Origin of the sequence: Sphingomonas sp. (assembly GCF_025353885.1) — a bacterium.
In the GTDB taxonomy this organism is placed as follows: domain Bacteria; phylum Pseudomonadota; class Alphaproteobacteria; order Sphingomonadales; family Sphingomonadaceae; genus Sphingomonas_O.
The window spans coordinates 1-21,613 of record NZ_JANXNX010000102.1 but is presented as its reverse complement, the minus strand read 5'-3'; the positions used below and the strand labels follow the sequence as shown (position 1 = coordinate 21,613).

General features: G+C 63.6%; 26 protein-coding genes and 1 tRNA gene. 19 read left to right on the top strand and 8 right to left on the bottom strand.

Annotated elements, in window-relative coordinates; all coding sequences use genetic code 11:
- Positions 1–29: 29 nt before the first annotated feature.
- The gene (aroQ, locus tag Q0R02_RS11105; RefSeq protein WP_293883515.1) at positions 30–461 is read right to left on the bottom strand and encodes a type II 3-dehydroquinate dehydratase; all 432 of its coding nucleotides are present in this window, start codon (positions 459–461) and stop codon (positions 30–32) included.
- A 69-nt stretch (positions 462–530) separates the two neighbouring features.
- Between aroQ and thiS the strand changes: the two genes are divergently transcribed.
- Both thiS and Q0R02_RS11095 read left to right on the top strand, forming a co-directional pair.
- Positions 531–1,538, top strand: a complete 1,008-nt coding sequence (thiS, locus tag Q0R02_RS11100; protein ID WP_293883513.1) for a sulfur carrier protein ThiS — start codon at positions 531–533, stop codon at positions 1,536–1,538.
- Between the two features lie 78 nt (positions 1,539–1,616).
- Positions 1,617–1,799: a CsbD family protein gene (locus Q0R02_RS11095; protein ID WP_293883512.1), complete on the top strand. Its 183-nt coding sequence runs from the start codon at positions 1,617–1,619 to the stop codon at positions 1,797–1,799.
- Positions 1,800–1,875: 76 nt separating this feature from the next.
- On the opposite strand, the gene Q0R02_RS11090 is transcribed toward Q0R02_RS11095, so the two are convergent.
- A complete protein-coding gene (locus Q0R02_RS11090; RefSeq protein WP_293883510.1) occupies positions 1,876–3,537 on the bottom strand; it encodes a thiamine pyrophosphate-binding protein in 1,662 nt (553 codons plus the stop codon).
- A gap of 135 nt (positions 3,538–3,672) precedes the next feature.
- On the opposite strand from Q0R02_RS11090, the gene Q0R02_RS11085 reads away from it, so the two are divergent.
- From Q0R02_RS11085 to Q0R02_RS11020, 14 genes are all read left to right on the top strand, one after another.
- Positions 3,673–4,380 carry a CoA transferase subunit A gene (locus Q0R02_RS11085; RefSeq protein WP_293883508.1) on the top strand — a complete coding sequence of 236 codons (708 nt, stop codon included), beginning with the start codon at positions 3,673–3,675 and terminating at the stop codon, positions 4,378–4,380.
- Entirely contained in the window at positions 4,380–5,015 is a 636-nt protein-coding gene (locus tag Q0R02_RS11080; RefSeq protein WP_293883506.1) for a 3-oxoacid CoA-transferase subunit B, read from the top strand. Before Q0R02_RS11085 ends, Q0R02_RS11080 begins: the two co-directional genes overlap by 1 nt.
- Before the next feature lie 132 nt (positions 5,016–5,147).
- Positions 5,148–5,972 (top strand): alpha/beta hydrolase, encoded by an 825-nt coding sequence (locus Q0R02_RS11075; protein ID WP_293883572.1) that lies wholly within the window; start codon positions 5,148–5,150, stop codon positions 5,970–5,972.
- Between the two features lie 64 nt (positions 5,973–6,036).
- Positions 6,037–7,476: a 3-isopropylmalate dehydratase large subunit gene (gene leuC / locus Q0R02_RS11070; RefSeq protein WP_293883504.1), complete on the top strand. Its 1,440-nt coding sequence runs from the start codon at positions 6,037–6,039 to the stop codon at positions 7,474–7,476.
- Positions 7,473–8,336, top strand: a complete 864-nt coding sequence (locus Q0R02_RS11065) for an N-acyl homoserine lactonase family protein (RefSeq protein ID WP_293883503.1) — start codon at positions 7,473–7,475, stop codon at positions 8,334–8,336. Before leuC ends, Q0R02_RS11065 begins: the two co-directional genes overlap by 4 nt.
- On the top strand, positions 8,336–8,926 hold the full coding sequence (gene leuD, locus Q0R02_RS11060; protein WP_293883502.1) for a 3-isopropylmalate dehydratase small subunit: 591 nt from the start codon (positions 8,336–8,338) through the stop codon (positions 8,924–8,926). The genes Q0R02_RS11065 and leuD overlap by 1 nt, the downstream gene beginning before the upstream one ends.
- A 4-nt stretch (positions 8,927–8,930) precedes the next feature.
- Positions 8,931–9,932, top strand: coding sequence for an NADPH:quinone oxidoreductase family protein (locus tag Q0R02_RS11055; protein WP_293883500.1), 1,002 nt, complete (start codon positions 8,931–8,933; stop codon positions 9,930–9,932).
- Between the two features lie 63 nt (positions 9,933–9,995).
- Complete coding sequence (locus tag Q0R02_RS11050; protein ID WP_293883498.1) at positions 9,996–10,319, top strand: DUF1476 domain-containing protein; 324 nt, start codon at positions 9,996–9,998, stop codon at positions 10,317–10,319.
- Positions 10,319–10,552, top strand: coding sequence for a BolA family transcriptional regulator (locus Q0R02_RS11045; RefSeq protein WP_293883496.1), 234 nt, complete (start codon positions 10,319–10,321; stop codon positions 10,550–10,552). The genes Q0R02_RS11050 and Q0R02_RS11045 overlap by 1 nt, the downstream gene beginning before the upstream one ends.
- 10 nt (positions 10,553–10,562) lie before the next feature.
- Positions 10,563–10,886 carry a Grx4 family monothiol glutaredoxin gene (grxD, locus tag Q0R02_RS11040; RefSeq protein ID WP_293883494.1) on the top strand — a complete coding sequence of 108 codons (324 nt, stop codon included), beginning with the start codon at positions 10,563–10,565 and terminating at the stop codon, positions 10,884–10,886.
- Positions 10,887–11,158: 272 nt separating this feature from the next.
- Positions 11,159–12,022 (top strand): MBL fold metallo-hydrolase, encoded by an 864-nt coding sequence (locus Q0R02_RS11035; RefSeq protein ID WP_293883492.1) that lies wholly within the window; start codon positions 11,159–11,161, stop codon positions 12,020–12,022.
- Positions 12,015–12,695 carry a DUF4230 domain-containing protein gene (locus Q0R02_RS11030; RefSeq protein WP_293883491.1) on the top strand — a complete coding sequence of 227 codons (681 nt, stop codon included), beginning with the start codon at positions 12,015–12,017 and terminating at the stop codon, positions 12,693–12,695. Before Q0R02_RS11035 ends, Q0R02_RS11030 begins: the two co-directional genes overlap by 8 nt.
- Before the next feature lie 111 nt (positions 12,696–12,806).
- Entirely contained in the window at positions 12,807–13,796 is a 990-nt protein-coding gene (gene nadA / locus Q0R02_RS11025) for a quinolinate synthase NadA (RefSeq protein ID WP_293883489.1), read from the top strand.
- A gap of 220 nt (positions 13,797–14,016) precedes the next feature.
- Entirely contained in the window at positions 14,017–14,337 is a 321-nt protein-coding gene (locus tag Q0R02_RS11020) for a hypothetical protein (RefSeq protein WP_293883487.1), read from the top strand.
- A gap of 9 nt (positions 14,338–14,346) precedes the next feature.
- Here Q0R02_RS11020 and Q0R02_RS11015 read toward each other — a convergent pair whose 3' ends face one another.
- Positions 14,347–15,075, bottom strand: a complete 729-nt coding sequence (locus Q0R02_RS11015) for an energy transducer TonB (RefSeq protein ID WP_293883485.1) — start codon at positions 15,073–15,075, stop codon at positions 14,347–14,349.
- 58 nt (positions 15,076–15,133) lie between these two features.
- On the opposite strand from Q0R02_RS11015, the gene nadC reads away from it, so the two are divergent.
- Both nadC and Q0R02_RS11005 read left to right on the top strand, forming a co-directional pair.
- Positions 15,134–16,009, top strand: a complete 876-nt coding sequence (nadC, locus tag Q0R02_RS11010; protein ID WP_293883483.1) for a carboxylating nicotinate-nucleotide diphosphorylase — start codon at positions 15,134–15,136, stop codon at positions 16,007–16,009.
- Positions 15,939–16,685: a ribonuclease T gene (locus Q0R02_RS11005; RefSeq protein WP_293883481.1), complete on the top strand. Its 747-nt coding sequence runs from the start codon at positions 15,939–15,941 to the stop codon at positions 16,683–16,685. Before nadC ends, Q0R02_RS11005 begins: the two co-directional genes overlap by 71 nt.
- Here Q0R02_RS11005 and Q0R02_RS11000 read toward each other — a convergent pair.
- The 3 genes from Q0R02_RS11000 to Q0R02_RS10990 form a co-directional block, all read right to left on the bottom strand.
- Positions 16,672–17,097: a DUF4112 domain-containing protein gene (locus Q0R02_RS11000; RefSeq protein WP_293883479.1), complete on the bottom strand. Its 426-nt coding sequence runs from the start codon at positions 17,095–17,097 to the stop codon at positions 16,672–16,674. The two genes, Q0R02_RS11005 and Q0R02_RS11000, sit on opposite strands and share 14 nt — an antisense overlap.
- Positions 17,098–17,159: 62 nt before the next feature.
- Complete coding sequence (locus Q0R02_RS10995; protein ID WP_293883477.1) at positions 17,160–18,548, bottom strand: ABC transporter substrate-binding protein; 1,389 nt, start codon at positions 18,546–18,548, stop codon at positions 17,160–17,162.
- Positions 18,549–18,619: 71 nt separating this feature from the next.
- A tRNA-Leu gene (locus Q0R02_RS10990) sits at positions 18,620–18,706 on the bottom strand.
- Positions 18,707–18,808: 102 nt separating this feature from the next.
- Here Q0R02_RS10990 and Q0R02_RS10985 point away from each other — a divergent pair.
- Positions 18,809–19,753, top strand: coding sequence for a radical SAM protein (locus Q0R02_RS10985; RefSeq protein WP_293883475.1), 945 nt, complete (start codon positions 18,809–18,811; stop codon positions 19,751–19,753).
- A gap of 74 nt (positions 19,754–19,827) precedes the next feature.
- Here the strand turns inward: Q0R02_RS10985 and Q0R02_RS10980 are convergent, their stop codons facing one another.
- Positions 19,828–20,106 (bottom strand): integration host factor subunit beta, encoded by a 279-nt coding sequence (locus tag Q0R02_RS10980; protein ID WP_293883474.1) that lies wholly within the window; start codon positions 20,104–20,106, stop codon positions 19,828–19,830.
- Positions 20,107–20,229: 123 nt separating this feature from the next.
- The coding region (locus Q0R02_RS10975; RefSeq protein WP_293883472.1) for a 30S ribosomal protein S1 at positions 20,230–21,613 on the bottom strand (1,384 nt) is incomplete at its 5' end.

Genomic DNA, 21,613 nt, shown 5'->3' with positions numbered 1-21,613 from the left:
AGACCCCCTGTTGATTTTCTTGCCAAATGTCAGAGCTTGGCCGCCGCGTCCAGCGCCAGCAGATAGGATTGCGCGCCGAACCCGGCAATAACGCCCTTTGCCGCCATGCCGACAAAGCTTTTATGGCGAAATGTTTCCCGCGTGTGCGGATTCGACAGGTGAACCTCGATCACCGGGATTGTGATCGATTTGATCGCATCGTGCAGGGCAACCGACGTGTGCGTCAGCGCGCCAGCGTTCAGCAGGACCGCCTTGGCCCCCTCTGCCGCAGCCTCGTGCAACCAGTCGACCAGATGCCCTTCATGGCTTGACTGGCGAAAATCGAGCGTCATTCCAAGCCCGCGCGCCCGCTTGTCGAGCATGTCCGCGATGTCGTCGAGCGTGTCCGACCCGTAGATTTCGGGTTCGCGCGTGCCGAGCAGGTTCAGATTGGGTCCGTTCAGCACAAATATTGTCGGCAAGGTGTTGGCCTTTCGCGGGCAGGGTCACCCTCCTATATGCGCGTCATCCAACACACGCAAAGGCAGGCAATGACCGCAGACGGCACGATCAGTATCCGCGTCAATGGTGAACACCGGCGGGTCAATTCCGGGATCAGCTTTGCCGATCTGGCCAACGAACTCGGTCTGGACCCTGCGAGGGTCGCGGTCGAGCGCAACGTCGCGATCGTGCCGCGCTCGACGCTGGCCGATGTCCTGGTTGAGGATGGCGACGAAATCGAGATCGTGCATTTTGTCGGCGGCGGCGATCATCAGGCAACCGACATGCTGGCCGATCGCTGGTCCGTCGCGGGCCGCACCTTCACGTCCCGGCTGATCGTCGGCACGGGAAAATACAAGGATTATGCCCAGAACGCCGCTGCCGTCGCCGCTTCGGGCGCGGAAATCGTCACGGTTGCGGTACGGCGGGTCAATATCTCTGACCGCAACGCGCCGATGCTGACCGACTTCATCGACCCCGCGAAGATCACCTATCTTCCCAACACCGCCGGGTGCTTTACCGCCGACGATGCCATCCGGACGCTACGACTGGCGCGCGAGGCCGGGGGCTGGGACCTCGTCAAGCTAGAGGTGCTGGGCGAGGCCAAGACGCTGTATCCCGACATGATCGAGACGCTGCGCGCGACCGAGGTGCTGGTAAAGGATGGTTTCCTGCCCATGGTCTATTGTTCGGACGACCCCATCATGGCGAAGCGGTTGGAAAATGCGGGCGCGGTAGCGATCATGCCGTTGGGCGCGCCAATCGGGTCGGGGCTTGGCTTGCAGAACCAGGTGATGATTCGCCTCATCGTGGAGGGCGCGACGGTGCCGGTGCTGGTCGACGCCGGGGTCGGGACGGCTTCAGATGCGGCGGTGGCGATGGAATTGGGCTGCGACGGTGTCCTGATGAACACCGCGATTGCCGAGGCGAAGGATCCGGTGTTGATGGCGGCGGCAATGAAGGCGGCGACATCGGCGGGGCGGCTGGCTTATCTGGCGGGCCGCATGGGGAAACGGCGTTATGCTGACCCGTCATCGCCGCTTGCGGGGCTGATTTAGTCGGTTTCGCCGGGAACCTGGTTGGACCACTGTCGTTATATTCTCCGGAGCATCTGAACCCCGCAAAGGAGAATTTCGATGGGTGAATTTACAGACAAGGTTGCAGGCCACGCCAACGAGCTGGCTGGCAAGGCAAAGCGCGCATTGGGCGACGCGACCGATAACGAGAAACTGATCGCAGAAGGCGACGCGCAGGAAGCCAAGGGCGACCTGCAAAAAGACGTCGGCGCTGTCAAAGGTGCGTTCAACGACAAGATCTAAGCTGCTTGTTGGTTGAGCGAGTGGGCCGTCCCGGGCGACCGGGACGGCCTCTTTCGTTTTTCAGGGCGACGGAAGGTTAACCAATTGATCGCGCCCTCAAGGCCGCGATCGTCGTTCCTGCTGAAATCCGCTCAACATCCGTCTTCATGTGCAAAAGTCGCACCCCGGTTTGCGCCATTGCCCGGTCCAATGCAGGTGCGAAATCCGCCGTGGCCTGCACCGTTTCGGCCCAACCGCCGAATGCCCGGGCAAGAGCGGCAAAATCCGGGTTTCGTAAAGACGTCCCGCTCAACCGCGCCGGATATTCACGTTCCTGGTGCATCCGGATCGTCCCATAAGCACCATTGTCGATCACCAGCACCAGCAGGTCACAGCCATATTGGACCGCCGTCGCCAGTTCCTGTCCGTTCATCAGGAAGTCGCCATCGCCCGCCAACGCCACCACCTTGCGCTCGGGATGCCGCAGGCACGCCGCTACCGCCGCCGGGACGCCATAGCCCATCGCACCTGCGGTCGGGGCCAGTTGGCAGTTCGGCCCGGCATAGCGCCAATACCGATGCCACCACCCCGAAAAATTACCCGCACCGTTGCAGATGAACGTGTCCACCGGCAGCCGATCGCGCATCGCGGCGACGCATTGCCCCAGGTCCAACGGGGTGTCGAACGGGGCAGGGGTCGCCCATTCCAGCCAGTCGGCATGCGCCTGCGCGCCGTCGGCAAACGCCAGTATGTCGTGATCCCACAGCGCCGCGCCTTCGCAAAATTCGCGCATATCCGCACAGATGCTCAAATCGGTGCGATAGACCCGCCCCAGTTCGTTAGGGTCGGGGTGGATGTGAACCAGCAACTGCCCCGGATGGTCGGGGGTAATCAGCGTATAGCCATCGGTCGTCGCCTCTCCCAGCCGCGCCCCGACGGCGATGATCAGATCGGCCGCCTTCACTCGCTCGACCAGCTTCGGGTTGGGACCGTATCCCAGGTTTCCTGCGTACACCGCGCAGTCGTTGGCAATCGCATCCTGCCGCCGGAACGCAGTGGCCACCGGCAACCCGACCGCGCCTGCGAATTCAGCGAAATAATGCGCGGCCCCGGCATCCCAGCCCGCCCCGCCGACAATCGCGATTGGCGCGCAGGCGTCCTTCAGCAACGCCATCAACGTGCCCATCGCTCCCGAACATACCGGCTGGACCACAGGCACAACACGCGGACGATTTGCCGCCTCAACGACATCGCGCAACATGTCTTCGGGAAGGGCTAGGACAACCGGCCCCGGGCGACCCGACATCGCCACCGAATACGCCCGCGCCACATATTCGGGGATGCGCGCGGCATCGTCGATCCGGCTCGCCCATTTGCACAGCGGCGCAAACATGGCGGTGAAATCGACTTCTTGAAACCCTTCCCGGTGGCGTTCCGCACGCGCGACGTCGCCGATGAACAGGATCATCGGCTGCGAATCCTGCATCGCCACATGAACGCCGATGCTGGCATTGGTCGCCCCCGGTCCGCGCGTAACGAACGCCACGCCGGGGCGGTTCGTCATGGTTCCGTCGGCACAGGCCATAAACCCGACGCCACCCTCCTGACGGCAAACGACGGTCTGGATTTCAGGCGTGTCGTGCAGCGCATCCAGCACCGCTAAGAACGATTCTCCCGGCACGGTGAAGATTCGTTCGCACCCTTGGGCCACCAGCTGATCGACCAGGACGCGCCCGCCTGTGCGTAAGGTTTCGCTCACAAACTCTCCGTGTTTTCAAGTTGGCTGACAGGCTGCGCTTCTCCCACGCCCGATGCAATGCAGGCAAGCCCGTCGACGGCTTGCCGATGGAATTGCCAGCGGTTAAGCGCGTCGAATAATGGAGACCGCCCGTTCATGAAAAAGCTTTATCCCGACGCGACATCTGCCCTCGAAGGACTTCTCCACGACGGCATGACGATTTGCTGCGGGGGTTTTGGCCTGTCGGGAATGCCTGAACGCTTGATCGACGCGATCCAGGCTTCCGGGGTGAAGGACCTGACCATCGCCTCGAACAACGCCGGGATCGACGGCGTCGGCCTTGGCAAGTTGCTGCGTTCGCGCCAGGTCAAGAAAATGATCTCTTCCTACGTCGGCGAGAACAAGGAATTCGAACGCCAGTATCTCAGCGGCGAACTGGAAGTCGAATTCAGCCCACAGGGAACACTCGCCGAACGCTGCCGGGCAGGGGGCGCGGGCATCCCCGGTTTCTACACGAAGACCGGCGTTGGAACGCTGGTCGCAGAGGGCAAGGAAGTGAAGGATTTCGACGGCGAGGACTATATATTGGAGCGCGGCATCGTCGCCGACCTGTCGATCATCAAGGGCTGGAAGGCCGATGAGGCAGGCAATTTGATCTTTCGCAAGACCGCGCGCAACTTCAACCAGCCGATGGCCACCGCCAGCCATCACACGGTTGCCGAGGTCGAAGAGATTGTTCCTGTCGGTAGCCTCGATGCGGACACCATCCATGTCCCCGGCATCTATATCAAGCGCCTGCTCTGCGGCGCGCCCTACGACAAGCGCATCGAGTTCCGAACCGTGACCGCAAGGGAGGCTGCATAATGGCATGGACCCGCGACGAAATGGCCGCGCGCGCCGCTCGCGAACTGAAGGACGGTTATTACGTCAACCTGGGCATTGGCATTCCGACGCTGGTTGCCAATCATATTCCGGCAGGCGTTGAAGTCACGCTCCAGTCTGAGAACGGCATGCTCGGCATCGGCCCGTTTCCCTATGACGAGGACGTCGATGCCGATCTCATCAACGCGGGCAAACAGACGATCAGCCAGTTGCCATCGTCTTCCTTTTTCTCTTCGTCGGACAGCTTTGCCATGATTCGGGGCGGTCACATCGACCTGACCGTGCTCGGCGCAATGGAGGTCGCAGAGAACGGCGACATCGCCAACTGGATGATTCCCGGCAAGATGATCAAGGGCATGGGCGGCGCGATGGATCTGGTCGCCGGTGTGAAAAAGATTATCGTGGTGATGGAACACAATGCCAAGGACGGCAGTGCGAAGTTCATCCCCGAATGCACCCTGCCGCTGACCGGCAAGAATGTCGTCGACATGATCGTCACCGACCTCGCCGTGTTCGCGCGCCCCGACCACGCCTCCCCGTTCAAACTGATCGAGACTGCGCCCGGAGTAACCGCCGAAGAGGTGGCGGCGAAAACGACGGCACACTATACGGCCTGAATGCTTACGCCGCGATCACCCCAGCCCCTCTTCCCGCGAAGATTATATGCTAGATTTGTTGATCCCCGGCCATGGCGGGTCGTCCTCGGGTTGATATTTGTCACCCTCGTTTCGGCCTGCTCGCCGCCGGGGATGCTCAACGCGCTCGACCGGGGCTATGGGTCATCGGGAGCCGGGCGCGTCGCCACGGCGGTGGCGTTTGGTACGCATGGGCAGACGCTCGACGTGTGGCGACCGGTAGGCAACGCGACCACGCCGCGCCCGGTGGTCATCTTCTGGTATGGCGGCGGCTGGGTCAACGGCACCCGGCAGGACTATGGGTTTGCCGCGCGCGCCTATGCGTCGCAGGGGTTCGTGGTCATCGTTCCCGACTATCGTAAGGTTCCGCAAATCCACTTTCCCGCCATGCTCCAGGATGGCGCGGAGGCCGTCAAATGGACGCGCGATAATGTTGCCCGGTTTGGCGGCGACCCCGACAGGATTGCCTTTTCGGGGCATTCCGCAGGGGCCTATACCGTCGCGATGCTGGCGCTCGATACCCAATGGCTAAAGGCCGTGGGCGTCGATCCGCATATCGTAAAGGCGGCGGTCGGGCTGTGTGGGCCCTATGACTTTTACCCCTATACCGGCCGCGCGATCGAGGCGATGAGCCTGTGGCCGCGCCCGATGGAAACCCAGCCGATCAACTTCGTGCGCCCCGACGCGCCCCCGATGCTGCTGGTAACCGCCACGAACGATACCCAGGTTCGTCCGCGCAATGCGATCAACTTGACTGCGGCGCTGAAAAAGGTTGGCGCGCCGGTGGTGTTCCGCAATTACGATGGGCTGACCCACGAGAACGTCGTCATGGCGCTCTCTCGGCCTTTCCGTGGCAAGGCGCCGGTGCTCGACGATAGTGTTGCCTTTATCGAGGGCGCGCTGGCGCGCCATGCGCGGCGGCAGCCTCGGGGCGAGTGACGCAAGCAATCCTCACACCACATCGCAAACTAGCAAATCCTCCTTCGTCGCGCTACGGAACCGCATGGCCAGCAGACCCCGAACATTATACGAAAAAATCTGGGACGATCACGTCGTCGAACGTCGCCCTGATGGCACATGTCTGATCTATATCGATCGGCATCTGGTCCATGAGGTCACCAGCCCACAGGCGTTCGAGGGGCTTCGGCTGGCTGGGCGTCCGGTCCATCGGCCCGACCTGACGCTCGCGGTTCCCGACCATAATCTGCCGACGACGCCGCGGGTTGGACCCGATGGCCAGCGCTTGCCGATTGCCGACCGCGAAAGCGCGCTGCAACTGGCGACGCTTGAGGCCAATGTCGCCGAATTCGGTGTCCCTTACGTTGACGCGATCGCGGCGGCGCAGGGGATCGTTCATGTCGTCGGCCCCGAACAAGGGTTCACGCTTCCCGGCACCACGCTCGTTTGCGGCGACAGTCATACCGCAGCCCATGGCGCATTGGGCGCACTGGCGTTCGGCATCGGCACCAGCGAGGTCGAACACGTCCTGGCGACACAGACCCTGCAACTGAAGCCAGCCAAGACGATGGAAGTCCGCGTCGATGGCATATTGGGCTTCGGCATCAGCGCGAAAGACGTCGTGCTCGCCATCATAGGCAGGATCGGCGCGGCGGGCGGCACGGGCTATGTCATCGAATTCACCGGCTCGGTCATCCGCGACCTCAGCATCGAGGGTCGCCTGACCGTCAGCAATATGGCGATCGAGGGCGGCGCGCGCTCCGGCCTGATTGCCCCCGATGACAAGACCTATGCCTATCTCGCGGGTCGCCCGATGGCGCCGCAGGGTGCCGACTGGGACGCAGCACTTGCCTATTGGCAAACCCTGCCGACCGACGCAGGCGCAACCTATGACAGCACGATCATCCTCGATGCCGCCGACATCGTGCCGAATGTCACCTGGGGGACCAGCCCGGAGGATGTCGTGGCGATCACCGGCGTCGTTCCCGATCCGATGAGCTTTGCCGATCCCGGCAAGCAGCAGGCGGCGGTCAAGTCGCTGGCCTATATGGGGCTGACCGCGGGCATGCGCATGGCCGATGTGCCGGTCCAGAATATCTTTATCGGCAGTTGCACGAACAGCCGGATCGAGGATCTGCGCGCCGCCGCCGCCGTGCTGAAGGGTCGCCACAAGGCGGACAGCGTCAAATGGGCGATCGTCGTGCCGGGTTCGGGGCTGGTGAAGCGCCAGGCCGAGGCGGAGGGCCTGGACCGCGTCTTCATCGACGCCGGTCTGGAATGGCGCGAACCCGGTTGTTCGGCGTGTCTCGGCATGAACCCCGACAAGGTTCCGCCCGGCGAACGCTGTGCTTCGACCAGCAACCGCAATTTCGTCGGACGGCAAGGGCCGGGGGCGCGCACCCATCTGTTGTCACCCGCGATGGCGGCGGCGGCGGCGATCACCGGGCGCCTGACCGATGTTCGTGATTTAATGGAGAAAGCATGATGAAACGATTTGCCAAGCTGGTCGCCGTTGCCGCCGGGCTGCTGTCCGCGGCCGCCGCCATTGCGGCCCCTGCGCCCTCCGCCGTCGCGGCACCTGCAACAGCCGACAAATTGTGGCGGCTCGATTGCGGTATCGTCCATGTGAACATGCTCAACGCTTTTTCGGACACGCGATCCTATCCCGGCCAGTCGCGCGACCTCGTTGCCAGTTGCTATCTAGTCAAACACGGCACCAGCTACTTGCTGTGGGACACCGGCCTGCCACTGGCAGTCAAGAATACCCCGAACGACGTGGCCAAGCCGATGAGCCCGACCCTGCGCCTGTCGATCGTCGAACAGCTTGCCACGATCGGCGTGAAGCCCGGACAAGTGTCGCTTGTCGGTATCAGCCATTATCATTTCGACCATATCGGCCAGGCCGCCAGCTTTGCGCAGGCCCGGTTGTTGATCGGGCAGGGCGACTATGACTCGCTGAAAATGGGCAGCAACGGGGCCGATGCCAAACCGCTCGCGCCGTGGTTCGGCGGCGGTGCTGCGGTCGAGGGCGTCTCGGGCGACAAGGACGTGTTTGGCGACGGCAGCGTCACGATGATCGACTTGCCGGGCCATACGCCCGGGCATCACGGCCTGCTGATCAACCTTGCCCACACGGGTCCGGTCCTGCTGTCGGGCGACGTTGCGCACTTCCGCGAAAATCTCGACATGGGCGGGGTGCCCGGCTTTAACTTCAATCGCGCCGATTCTCTGGCTTCGATGGACCGGTTCCGCAAGCTGGCCGCCTCGTTGAAAGCGGTGGCAATCATCCAGCACGACCCGCGTGACGTGGCAAAGCTGCCCGCCTTCCCGGCTGCGGCGGATTGATGGACCGGCTCACGACCATCGATGGGCGCGCCTATCCGTTCGGGCGCAAGAACGTCGATACCGACGTCATCATCCCCGCCAAATGGTTAAAGACCGTGACGCGTTCGGGGCTGGGCCAAGGCGCGTTCGAAAACGTCCGGGTCGAGGATGGCAACGTCTTCGACGATCCCGAATATGCCGGTGCTCCGACGATCATCGCCGGGGACAATTTCGGCTGCGGGTCGAGTCGCGAACATGCGGCATGGGCGCTGGACGACATGGGCGTAAAGGCGGTGATCGCACCGTCCTTTTCCGATATATTCTCTGGAAACGCCTATAAGAACGGCATCCTGACCGTGGTCTTGCCCCAGGCGGCGATCGACCGGTTGATGGAGGTCGCGCTGACTGATCCGATACACATCGACTTGCAGGAACAGTCGGTGACGACGCAGTTCCAGGATCGGTTCACTTTCGAGATCGATCCGTTCCGCAAGGAGTGTTTGCTGAACGGCACCGACGAGATCGGATTGACGCTGGCATCCGCGGCGAAAATCACCAATTATGAGGATGTGGTGGCCAACGTTCGGCCATGGCTGCGCAGGAAAGGCTGAAGGCATGAGGGCGTTGTTGTCGAACACTGTGGGCGGCCCCGAGATGCTGGTGATGAGCGAGATCGCCGCGCCGGTCGCCGGGCCCGGCCAGTTGCTGGTCGCGGTGAAGGCGTGCGCGATGAATTATCCCGACGTCCTGATCATCGAGGACAAATATCAGATGAAGCCTCAGCGCCCCTTTGCGCCGGGTTCGGAAATCGCCGGGGTGGTCGAAGGTTTGGGCGAAGGCGTCACCGGCTTTGCCGTCGGTGACCGCGTGATCGCCGTGACCGGCCATGGCGGGCTGGTCGAAAAGATCGCGGTTGCAGCCACTTCAGCCTACAAGCTGCCGACGGAACGCAGCTTTGAGGAGGGGGCGGCGTTCATGATGACCTATGCCACCTCGATCCACGCGCTGGTCGATCGCGGGCGCCTGAAAGAGGGGGAGACCCTGCTGGTGCTTGGCGCTGCGGGCGGCGTTGGCCTGGCTGCGGTCGAACTAGGCGTCGCCTTTGGCGCGCGCGTCGTCGCTGCGGTTTCCAGCGCGGAAAAAGCCGTCGCCGCGCGTACGGCTGGCGCGCACGAAACCATCGTCTATGGCCGCGCGCCGTTCGACAAGGATCAGTCAAAGGCATTGGCCGACCAGTTCAAGGCCGTCCTGGGCAAGAACGGTGCGGACGTCATCTACGACGCGGTCGGTGGTGACTATTGTGAACCAGCTTTGCGGTCGATCGCGTGGGAGGGGCGCTACCTCGTTGTCGGTTTCCCCGCTGGCATTCCCCGCCTGCCACTGAACCTGACCCTGTTGAAAAGTTGTGACGTGTGCGGCGTGTTCTGGGGCGCGTTCGCCGCGCGCGAACCTTCGGCACACGCCGCCCATATGGCACGCCTGTTCCGACTGTGGGCAACCGGCGAGATCAGCCCGGTGATCAGCGCCATCCTGCCCTTTGAACAGGGCGGCGAGGCGATTGCTCGCCTGGCGCGGCGCGAGGCGATCGGCAAGCTGGTCGTCAAGGTTGCGGACTGACATTGCGCAAGCAGGCGGCGCTGCCTATCTCTGGCACCTGACTGAACAGCGACGAGGGCCGCCATGACCACATTCGACGACCGCGAGCGCGCGTTCGAAACCAAATTTGCGCGTGACGAGGACATGGCCTTTCGCATCACTGCCCGGCGCAATCGGCTGGTCGGCGTCTGGGCCGCCGAGCTGATGAAGTTGACCCCTGAGGAAACCGGCTCCTACGCGACCAGCGTCGTCCAGGCCGATTTCGAGGAAGCGGGCGACGACGATGTCATCCGCAAGCTGTTGGGCGACATGCTGGCGGCAGGGGTCGAGACCGACGACGCGACCGTTCGCGAAGCCCTGTCCGCCAAGACGGTCGAGGCGCGCCGCCAGCTTATGGCGTCCGAATAATGCCAATGACGGCCACCGATATCGAGGCCATGATTGTTGCCGCGATCCCCGATGCCGCGGTCGAGATCACCGACTTGGCGGGTGACGGCGACCATTATGCCGCCCGCGTCACGGCGGCGAGCTTTGCTGGGATGCCGCGCGTCAAGCAGCATCAGGCGGTATATTCCGCGCTGGGTGGCCGCATGGGCGGCGTGCTCCACGCGCTTCAACTGACCACAGCCGTACCAGGATAAGGACCGAACCATGACCGACGAAGCCCAGGCGCGTATCGCCGATCTCGTAAAGACCAATGACGTCGTGCTGTTCATGAAGGGCACGCCGCTGTTCCCGCAGTGCGGCTTTTCCAGCAAGGCAATCAGCATCCTCGACCATCTTGGCGTCGATTACGAAACGGTCGACGTGCTGCAGGATCAGGGCATCCGCCAGGGCATCAAGCACTATAGCGACTGGCCGACCATTCCCCAGCTGTATGTAAAGGGCGAATTCGTCGGCGGCAGCGACATCATGATGGAGATGTACGAGGCCGGCGAATTGCACACGCTGTTTGGAAAGAGCGAGGCGGCCTGACCTGACGATCTGTCGATGAAGGCGGGAAAGTCCGGGCGAGGACGGGTCGGTTCGCGAGACCAGGGAAGCGGAACCGACCCGTCACTCAATTCGGTGGGGGACACCACCGTTGGGACGCGGACATAGATGCACACCTCGTGCCAGTTCACAAAATGCGCCAATTTCCGCGGCCCACGATGATTAACCGTAATTAACCCCGTCGCGAAGTGTCAAGAAACCCGACACATTGGCGCGGGATTGCACACCGCGGCTCCACACGCCACATGCACTGCATGGACCCGCAGGCCACCGACATCGCCCAGACCCTCAGCCCGCTGGTCCGCCGCCTGCTCGCGCCCAACCCTTCGCCGTTCACCTATACGGGCACCCAGACTTATATCGTCGGCACCGGCGACGTCGCGATCATCGATCCCGGCCCGGCCGACCCCGACCATATCGCCGCCATTCTGACCGCCACGACCGGTGCGCGCATCACCGCGATCGTCTGCACCCACACCCACCGGGACCATAGCTCCGGCGCCCGCCCGCTCAGTGCCGCAACCGGAGCTCCGATCATCGGCTGCGCCCCGCTCACCATCGACGACACCGGCCCCCGCGCCGACGCATCGTTCGACCCGGATTATGCACCCGATCGTGTGCTGGTCGACGGCGAACGGCTGACCGGCCCCGACTGGACGCTCGCAGCGGTCGCGACGCCCGGCCATACCTCCAACCATCTCTGCTACGCGCTGGTCGAGGAAGACGCGCTGTTCACCGGCGATCACGTCATGGGCTGGTCGACCACCGTCGTCTCGCCCCCCGACGGCGACATGGCGGACTATATGGCGAGCCTCGACAAGCTCATAGCGCGCACCGACGCCATCTATTACCCCGCGCATGGCGAACCCGTCACCAACCCCCAGCGTTTCGCGCGCGGCCTTGCCGGACATCGCAAACAACGTGAGGGCCAGATTCTGCGCCTGGTCGGACAAGGCGTGCGGCTGATCGAGGACATGGTGCCGCGCATGTACGCGGGCGTAGACAAGCGGCTGTATCCGGCGGCGGGCCGGTCAGTGCTTGCCCATCTGATCGAGCTCGAAAATCGCGGGAAGACCGCCCGCGACGGGTCGTCATGGCGCGTGGACAGCAATGCCTAAAACCCTGACATTCATTGTCATTCTGGCAATTCTGACCGTCGGGGGCTATTTCGGTTACGAGCGCTATGTCGAACGCTACACCATTGCCCGCGACGATACGCTGGCCCTGTCTAAAGTCGTCACCGCCACGTTCGGCAAGACGAGCGCGCTAAAGGTCGGCACGTTGTCCGGCACCGTCCAGGCCGTCGCGACCGACCGCCGTGGTTTCGGCCTGCTCAATTCGGACCAGGTCATCAAGGCACCCTATTCGGTCGATTATTTCGTCGATCTGTCCACGCTTTCGCTCCAGAGCTACATCTGGAACCCAAAGTCGCGCACCCTGTCGATCCGCGTTCCCGAAGTGACCGTTGCGCCCGCCAACGTCGATGAGACACGAATGATGGTGCGTCGCCGGGGCATCTTCATAACGTCGGCGGCCTATGATGCGATGAGCAGGATGTCATCGACCCAGGCAGTCAGGGTCGCACAAACCGCCGCCACCAAGCCCGAGAACCTGTCAAAGGCCCGTGACAATGCCCGCGTCGCGCTGGCCGCGTTGCTGCGGGCACCGCTGGCCGCGGCGGGGATTGGCGACGCAAATATCGTCGTTCATTTTCCCACCGACGGGGGCGTGTCGAACGAACGCTGGGACGAAAGCCGATCGCTGGCGCGCGTGCTGGAGGATGTGCGGTAATCGCGCAATTTCGTCACCCCGGCCTTCGCCAGGGTGACGAATATCGCAACACCCTTTCCGAACCGCACCGGACCCCCTAAATCGACCCCCCTACACACGGGACGACACGATATGAACGCAATCACCGGAACCCCCGCGGGCCTTGACCTCCGCGCCGAGATCGAGCGCCTCCGCAAGGAGAAGAACGCCGTCATCCTCGCGCATTATTACCAGCGCCCCGAATTGCAGGACCTTGCCGATTTCGTCGGTGACAGCCTCGACCTCAGCCGCAAGGCGCAGGGGACCGACGCCGATGTCATCGCTTTTTGCGGCGTGCGTTTCATGGCCGAGACCGCAAAAATCCTGTCGCCCCAGAAAATCGTGGTGCTGCCCGACATGGACGCCGGTTGCAGCCTGGAGGATTCATGTCCGCCCGCCGCCTTCGCCGCGTTCCGCGCCGCGCACCCCGATCACATCGCGCTGACGTACATCAACTGTTCGGCAGAGGTGAAGGCGCTGTCCGACATCATCGTCACCAGCTCGTCCGCCGAAAAAATCCTGGCGCAGATCCCGAAGGACCAGAAAATCATTTTCGGTCCCGACAAGCATCTCGGCGGTTATCTGGCGCGCAAGACGGGGCGCGAGATGCTGCTATGGCCCGGCGTCTGCATCGTGCACGAGGCATTCAGCGAGACTGAATTGCTGAAGCTGAAGGCTCAGCATCCGGGGTCGCCGGTCGCCGCCCATCCCGAATGTCCGGCGCATATCGTCGACCATGCCGATTACGTCGGCTCGACCAGCGGGATCCTCGACTATGCTAAGTCGATGCCCGGCGACACGCTGATCGTCGCGACCGAACCCCACATCATGCACCAGATGGAAATCGCGTTGCCGCACAAGCATTTCATCGGCGCGCCGGGGGCCGACGGGAATTGCAACTGCAATATCTGCCCGTACATGGCGTTGAACACGATGGAGAAACTGTACGTCGCGCTCCGCGACCTGGCACCCCGCATCGAGATGGAAGAGGGGCTGCGGCTGCGGGCAAAGAGGTCGCTCGACCGGATGCTGGAAATGGCGGGCGCGACGGTCGGGCAGGGTGATCTGGGTGGGCCGCGATAAACGCGTCAACGTAGGCCACCAATCCCGTCACCCCGACCTGCGCCGGGGGTGACGAACGGTGGCGGACGATACCCAAACAAAACTTCCCCTACTAAAACCATTCGGTTGACCTAAACGCTCGACAACGACACGTTCAGCTTGGAGATACCGTAACAGTTGCAACTCAACCCCCCGACGGGACGTTTCGTCATCGTCATCTTTGTCAGAACAGGATTCAACTATGCGTAAAATTATCCTCAGCCTCGCCGCGCTGGCCGTTTCGGTCCCCGCCGCCGTCGTCATGCCGATCGGCCCGGGCCACAATGTCGCCGAAGCAAGGGCAAAGGTCTATCGCGGTCGTGACGGTCGCTATTACAACCGCACGCGGAGCTGCCGTCATTCGAGCGGAACAACCGGCTTGATCGCTGGCGGCGTCGGTGGTGCTGTGCTCGGTAATGCCGTCGGCGGTGGACTGCTCGGCACGATCGCGGGTGCCGGTGCCGGTGCACTGGGCGGCCGTGCCATCGACCGCACGATCACTGCCAAGAATCGCTGCCGTTAAGTTGACGACTTAATCGCTGGGCCGTTCAGCATGCTGGACGGCCCAGCTATGATTTTCGACGATAGTCGAATCGACCGCATTTCCACGCGCATCGCGCGACGGTGAAAAGCGGAACCGCTCCTCGATCAGGCGGCATGTCGTCCGGTCGAGTTCATCATTCCCCGACGATCGCGTGACCGAACACCCCGTCGCGCGCCCCTTGCTCGTCACTGTATATTCCACCGATACCGTTCCCCCTCGGCCTGCTTCGAACGCGGCGCGCGGGAAGTCCGAATCCTTGATGCGTCCGCTGCGGTGTTCGGGTGGGGTTTCGCCGCCGTCGCCGTCGCCGTCCCCATTGCCGTTGCCGCCGCCACCATCGCCGGGGCCTGCCTGCGACGATGCGCCCTGCGAACTGGCGGCACCGACCCCCGGTGTTTTCGCAACCGCGATCGCCGGCACCACGGGCAGCAGCGGCGGCGGTGCGACGATCTCGGTCGGTTTCGCGCGCAGGGCCGGCGCTCCCGACGCACCATCCTTATGGGCGCGCTTTGGCGGTGGCGGTTTGCGGACCGGGGGAACCGGCGGTTCGGGCATGATATTGAATACGTCCAGTTCGCGCACCGATGGTTGGGCGGGGACCACGCCGAAGCCCGCCAGCAGCGCATAGCCCAGCGCCGCGGTGATCAGCGCCGACCCGCAGGCGGCCATAATGCGCGGCCTGATTGCCGTTTGATCCGATTGTTGCGATGTCAGCATGTCGATACAGCGTTTCGCGGGATTGCGGGTTCCCCATCGTCCACGCTAAGCGGCGCGCATGCAAGCCGCCGCTACGCCCGCCCGCCGTCCCGCCTTTCACCTCGACCGCTTTGACCTGTCGGCATTCGTCGCGGCGACGCTTGCCGAAGACCTTGGCGATCATGGCGACATTACCGCCGCCGCGGTCATTCCCGCCGGCGCGCGCTTCAGCGGCGTGATGGACAGCCGCGACCCGATCACCGTTGCCGGGTTGCCGTTGGCCGAGGCGTTTTTTCGTGCGCTCGACCCGGCGGCGGACATCGCAATATTGGTCGGGGAGGGCGCGCAGGTTGCGGCCGGAACCGATCTGATGCGCGTGGGCGGCAATGCGCGCGCGCTGCTGACCGCCGAACGGTCGGCGCTCAACACTGTTCAGCACCTGTCGGGCATCGCGACGATGACGCGCACTTATGTCGATGCGATTGCCGGGACGGGCTGCATCCTGCTCGACACACGCAAGACCATTCCGGGCCTGCGCGTGCTGGAAAAATATGCGACGCGCATGGGCGGTGCGACCAATCACCGGATGCGGCTGGACGACGCGGCGATGATCAAGGACAATCATGTCGCCGTCGCCGGTTCGGTCGGCGAAGCCACCCGCCGCGCCGTCGCCGCCGGGATTGTCCGGGTCATTGTCGAGGTCGACCGCATCGATCAGGTTGCCGAGGCCATTGCCGCGGGCGCGACCCACCTGCTGCTGGACAACATGAACCCCGCGACCTTGCGCCAGGCGGTCGCACTGGTCGCAGGTCGTGTTCCCACCGAAGCCTCGGGCGGCGTCCGTCTCGACACCATTCGCGCCATCGCGGAAACAGGAGTGACCTATGTATCGGTTGGACGTCTCACGCAAAGCGCCCCGGCGGCTGATATCGGTCTGGACTTCGCTCTGGCTTAGTCTGGCAATCCCCACGGTGGCGCTGGCCCAGGCGGTCAGTTGCGCGGTGCCCGCCGCCGTGCCGCGTCCGCATGCCGACACGCCTGACCAGGACACGCCGCGCCGCGTGCTGCCGATCGCCAGCTACACGCTGGCGCTGACCTGGGGTCCGCAATATTGCAAACGCGGCGATCCGATGTCTTTCCAGTGCGGGTCCGATAACCGCTTCGGCTTCACGCTGCATGGCCTGTGGCCCGATGGCGCGGGCAAGGACTGGCCGCAATATTGCCGGGCGGTGCCGCTGCTGTCAGAGGCGACGATCCGCGCGAACCTGTGCGCCACGCCGTCGGCGCAGTTGTTACAGCACGAATATGCCAAGCACGGCAGTTGCATGACCGGCAGCGCGGACGATTATTTCCGCACCTCGACGCGCCTGTATGCGGCATTGCGCTATCCCGACATGAACCGCCTGTCACGCCAGTCGGGACTGACCGTCGGCCGGTTCGCGTCCGCGTTCGCGCGCGCCAATCGCGGGCTGACACCCGATGCGGTACGCGTCACGACGACCAGGGATGGCTGGCTCGACGAGATCTGGCTGTGTCTCGACACCCGCTTTCGCACCCGACGCTGCGAACAGGGCGGGGGTCAGGCGTCAGGCTTGCCCCTCAAGATCTGGCGCGGCGCTACCCGTCGATAATGGCGGTGCTGGGGTGGTGGCGGTCGAGGTGTTTCTTGATGATCTTCAGGTTGCGGGTGTTCGACCGAAAGAAGAAATCGGGGATCGCGCCGACGAATGGGATGATGCCGAATAGCGCGTCCAGCCCGACATTGCCCGCCATCCGCGCATAGGCGTGCTTGGGCATGCCCAGGTTGCGCGCTTCCCAGACCATATAGCCGCCCATGATCGCGCTGATCACGCCGCCGCCGACGGGAATGATGTCGAGGATGACGTCCAGCCCCAGCCGTTGCTTGGTGCCGGGAATGACGAAGAGACCCTCCAGCAGGTGCTCCAGCTTCTGGATGCGGTTGCGGACCGAGGCAGGGTCGGTCCCGCCCAACCCGATTTTGCGGGTCAGTGCGTCGAAATCGGGCATTCTCGCATCGGCCATAACAATCTCCCAGCACCGTATATAAGGGGTCAACGCGTCGCCGCCAGATCGGCTGCGTCGGGTCAGTTCCGGGGCAGCCGCAGTTCAGCGAGCGGATGGACCGCAAAGCTGTTCTCATGGAACCCCGTCAGCGCTGGATCGACCAGCGACCAGCGCACCGGCGTCGCCAGTGGAATATAGGCCGCCGCTGCCGCCGCCGCCGCGTCCGCCGTGGCAATCTGCACCGCCCGCCCGGCCAGATCGGGGGCCGCGCGCGACGCCTTCAGCGCGGCATCGACGCCCGTGTCGCAGGCCAGCCCGGCATCGCAGCTTGTTCGCGTCAGATACCAGTTCGCACTGGCGTTGGGCGCAACCTCGTCGATCAGGCGCAGGTCGGCATCGGCATTGGCGGCGACCCGCACTACCGAGACCCCAATGGCGCGCCAGTCCGCCGCCAGTCGCGCAAACAGCACTGTCATCCCCGGTCCTGCGGGCAGCGCCACGCGCAGCACCGGCACTGCGGCGGCCTTTGCCACCAGGCGTCGCGCCTCGATCCGGCGATCGACCAGCGACGCCGTGCTCCACGCAGGCGCGGCGGGCAATTGCGCGCTGTCCATCTGGGTCGGCAGCAGCCGGTCGATCGCCCGCCAGCGCCCCGCTCCGGACCCGGCCAGGCCAAACCCCGTCACCAGCGCCTCGCGGTTGATCGCCATCGACAGCGCATTGCGCAGGGCGGCATCCTGCAGGGCCGGTGACCCGCGCATCACCGCCAGCCCAAACAGCCCCTCCGCGGGATCGAACCTGACCACGCCCGACTTCAATCCCGCGGCCTGAGCCACCGGCCAGTTGCCCAGCGTCCCCCCCGTCACATACCCGCCGCGCGCCGCCATGAAGCGCGCAATCGCGACGCCCGCACGCTCTCCGCGCAGCAAGACCTCGCGGATCGGCGGCATCACGATTTCGTCGGTCGCAGGGTCATCGTCATCCTTGACCGGACGCAGCCGCACGCCGTGGGGAATCGCGTCCACCATCACCCACGGCCCGGTCCCTGAACCGCCCCGACGAATCGCCAGTTCGGGCTGGGCCAGCAGTTCCAGAAGATTGGGGCGCGGCACCTTCAGCCGGATTTCGACGACGCGATCGGTCATCCCGATCACCGTTTCGACCGAAGACAACAATGGTTTCAGTGTGTTGCGGCTGTTCGATGCTATCGCCCGGTTCAGGCTCGCCGCCACCTCGCGCCCCGTCACCTCGCCGCCATTGGCCCAGCGCAACCGCCGCAATCGAAAGATCGCACTCAGGCCATCCTTGGTAAAGGTCCAGCTTTCGGCAAGCGCGGGTTCGACCTGGCCATTGCCGTCAAACGCGACCAGCCCCTGCCGCGTCGCGCGGATCAGCACCGTACTGGACGGCGTGAGCCTGGCGCGATCAGGGTCAGCCACGCGCGGCACGTCGCCGATGACGCTGGCCACCAGTACGTCGTCCCGATGACTGCCCCCGCAGCCCGTCAGCGCCAGGGCAAGCACTAGCCCGGCGCAGGCACTGGTGCGGACGGCGGGACTTGAACCCGCACTTCCATACGGAAAGCAGATTTTAAGTCTGCTGCGTCTACCGATTTCGCCACGTCCGCGCATGGCGACAGAAGGGGCCGACCAGCGTCCGCGTCAACCCCTGAAACGGAATTACCGGCAAAAGTGCGGCGCACGCTTTGCCAATGTGATACGCACCCATAATGAAATACGACATCGAGGCGGACTGGAAGCTGCTCGACAGCTGCAACTACCGCTGCGGCTACTGCTTTTTCTCGCCCGAATCGCTGGGCGCGAAAATCAAGGGCTTGCCGAGCGCCAGCGAATGGATCGATGCGTTCGACGGCACCGGGCGGACCTGGCTGTTGCACGTCACGGGCGGCGAACCGACGCTCTATCCAGAATTCACGCGGCTGTGCGTCGGCCTCAGCCGGAACCATTATCTGTCGCTCAACACCAACCTCAGCCAGCGGTCGATCCGGTCCTTTGCCGAACAGGTCGACCCCGCGCGGATCAGCCTGATCCATGCCGCGATCCATCCCGAACAGCGCATCCGGGGGCAGGGCTGGACTGTATTTCTGGACAATCTGGAACATCTCGCGAAGTTTCAGAGCGCCGTGATGGTGTCGGTCGTCGCGACGCCGGCGGTGCTCGCCGACTATGACACGATCGTGCGCGCCCTTGAGCCGTCGGGGTTTCGCCCCGTTCCAAAGATGCTGCGCGGCCCGGCCGAAGGCGGCATTTACCCCGATGACTATACCGACACCGAACGCTCGATATTTCGCGGAGCGGCGGCATGGGCGCGGCTGGGCTATGACCGGCTCGAAAATGACGTCAGCGAACAACCGACGATCTGGCCGCTCTACGACGACGAACTCCTCGCGCAGAAACGTCGTTTCGTCGGCCATGACTGCGATGCCGGGCACCGGTTCGTGGCGATCCAGCCCGATGGCGCGGTCCACCGGTGCAGCGCGCAGACCACGCTCGGCAACATTCTTTCTGGCGATTTCGCGGTTCAGTCGGGCCCGGCGCGATGCCACACGACTTATTGTTCCTATTTCTGCAACAAATACTCGCGGCGGACCTATTTCGACTTCGGCACTGTGGGTGCGCTGGCGGGCCCTGCGCTGGCGCAGGCGCGCAGCTAGCCAATTTCCCGTCACCCCGGCGAAGGCCGGGACCTATACGGGTGTCGGGGTACGCGCCCCTCTCCCGAACACAATCAGACGTTCAAACGTTCGCGCATTTCCTTGCCGGGCTTGAAATACGGCACGCGTTTGGCGGCGATGTCGACGGCATCGCCGGTGCGGGGGTTGCGACCGACGCGTTCGGTGCGCGCGCGGCTGGAGAAAGCGCCGAAGCCGCGGAGTTCGACGCGCCCGCCCTTGGCAAGTTGCGCGGAAATTTCGTTGAAGAACGACGTCACGATCCGCTCGACATCGCGCAGCGCAAGGTCGGGATGATCGGATGCAAGCATTTCAACGAGTTCGGAACGAATCACAGTCGTCTCCTGTCGTCGCCAAAACGGGCGAACTGATCCAGGTTAATACCATTGCAGTTCGAAATCTCAATCGAAAAACCCGGGCTTGTCTCGCAGATGCGAACAAACCCGGGCTTCGAAATCCTACTTCTTTTCGTCGCGTGCTTTCAATGCTTCGCCCAGAATGTCGCCAAGCGACGCACCCGAATCGGACGAACCGTATTGCGCGACGGCCTGCTTCTCTTCGGCCATCTGCATGGCCTTGACCGAGAAGTTGGGCTTCTTCGACCGGTCGAACCCGATAACCATGGCATCGAATTTCTGACCAGCCTGGAAACGCTCCGGACGCTGCTCGTCGCGGTCGCGCCCAAGGTCGGTGCGCTTGATGAAGCCTGTCACGCCATCGTCACCAGCCTGAACTTCAAGCCCGCCATCGCGCACTTCAAGGACAGTCACCGTGATGACCGAATTCTTGGCAAGACCCGAAGCCGCCGTCGTGCTGCCCACGGCAGGTGCACCCTTTTCAAGCTGCTTCATGCCGAGCGAGATACGCTCCTTTTCAGCATCGATGTCGAGCACGATGGCCGAAACCGTCTCACCCTTGCGATGCAGGTTCAACGCGTCCTCGCCCGAGATGCCCCATGCGATGTCGGACATGTGGACCATGCCGTCGACGTCGCCATCCAGGCCGACGAACAGGCCGAATTCGGTGGCATTCTTGACTTCGCCTTCGACGGTCGAACCGACCGGATGGTCGGCGGCGAACGCTTCCCATGGGTTCGAGATGGCCTGCTTGAGGCCAAGCGAAACGCGACGCTTTTCGCTGTCGACTTCCAGGACGATGACCTCGACTTCCTGGCTGGTCGATACGATCTTGCCAGGATGGACGTTCTTCTTGGTCCAGCTCATTTCCGACACATGGACCAGGCCCTCGATACCCGCTTCCAGCTCGACGAACGCGCCATATTCGGTGATGTTCGTCACCCGTCCGCTCAGCTTCGCGCCGATCGGATATTTGGCTTCTGCGCCCTCCCACGGATCGCTCTCAAGCTGCTTCATGCCGAGCGAGATGCGCTGCGTGTCCTTGTTGATCCGGACGATCTGGACCTTCACCGTGTCACCGATGTTGATCATTTCCGAAGGATGCTGGACGCGCTTGTAGCTCATGTCGGTAACGTGGAGCAGGCCGTCGATGCCGCCCAGGTCGACGAACGCACCGTAATCGGTGATGTTCTTGACCACGCCGTCGATGATCTGGCCCTCGGCCAGCGTCGAGATGAGACCGGTGCGGGCTTCGGCACGGGTTTCCTCAAGGATGGCACGACGCGACACGACGATGTTGCCGCGTTTGCGATCCATTTTCAGGATCTGGAAAGGCTGTGGAATGTCCATCAGCGGGGTGACATCGCGCACGGGGCGGATATCGACCTGGCTGCCGGGCAGGAACGCAACGGCACCCGACAGATCGACCGTGAAGCCGCCCTTGACGCGACCGAAGATGACGCCCTCGACGCGCGCCGACTTGGTG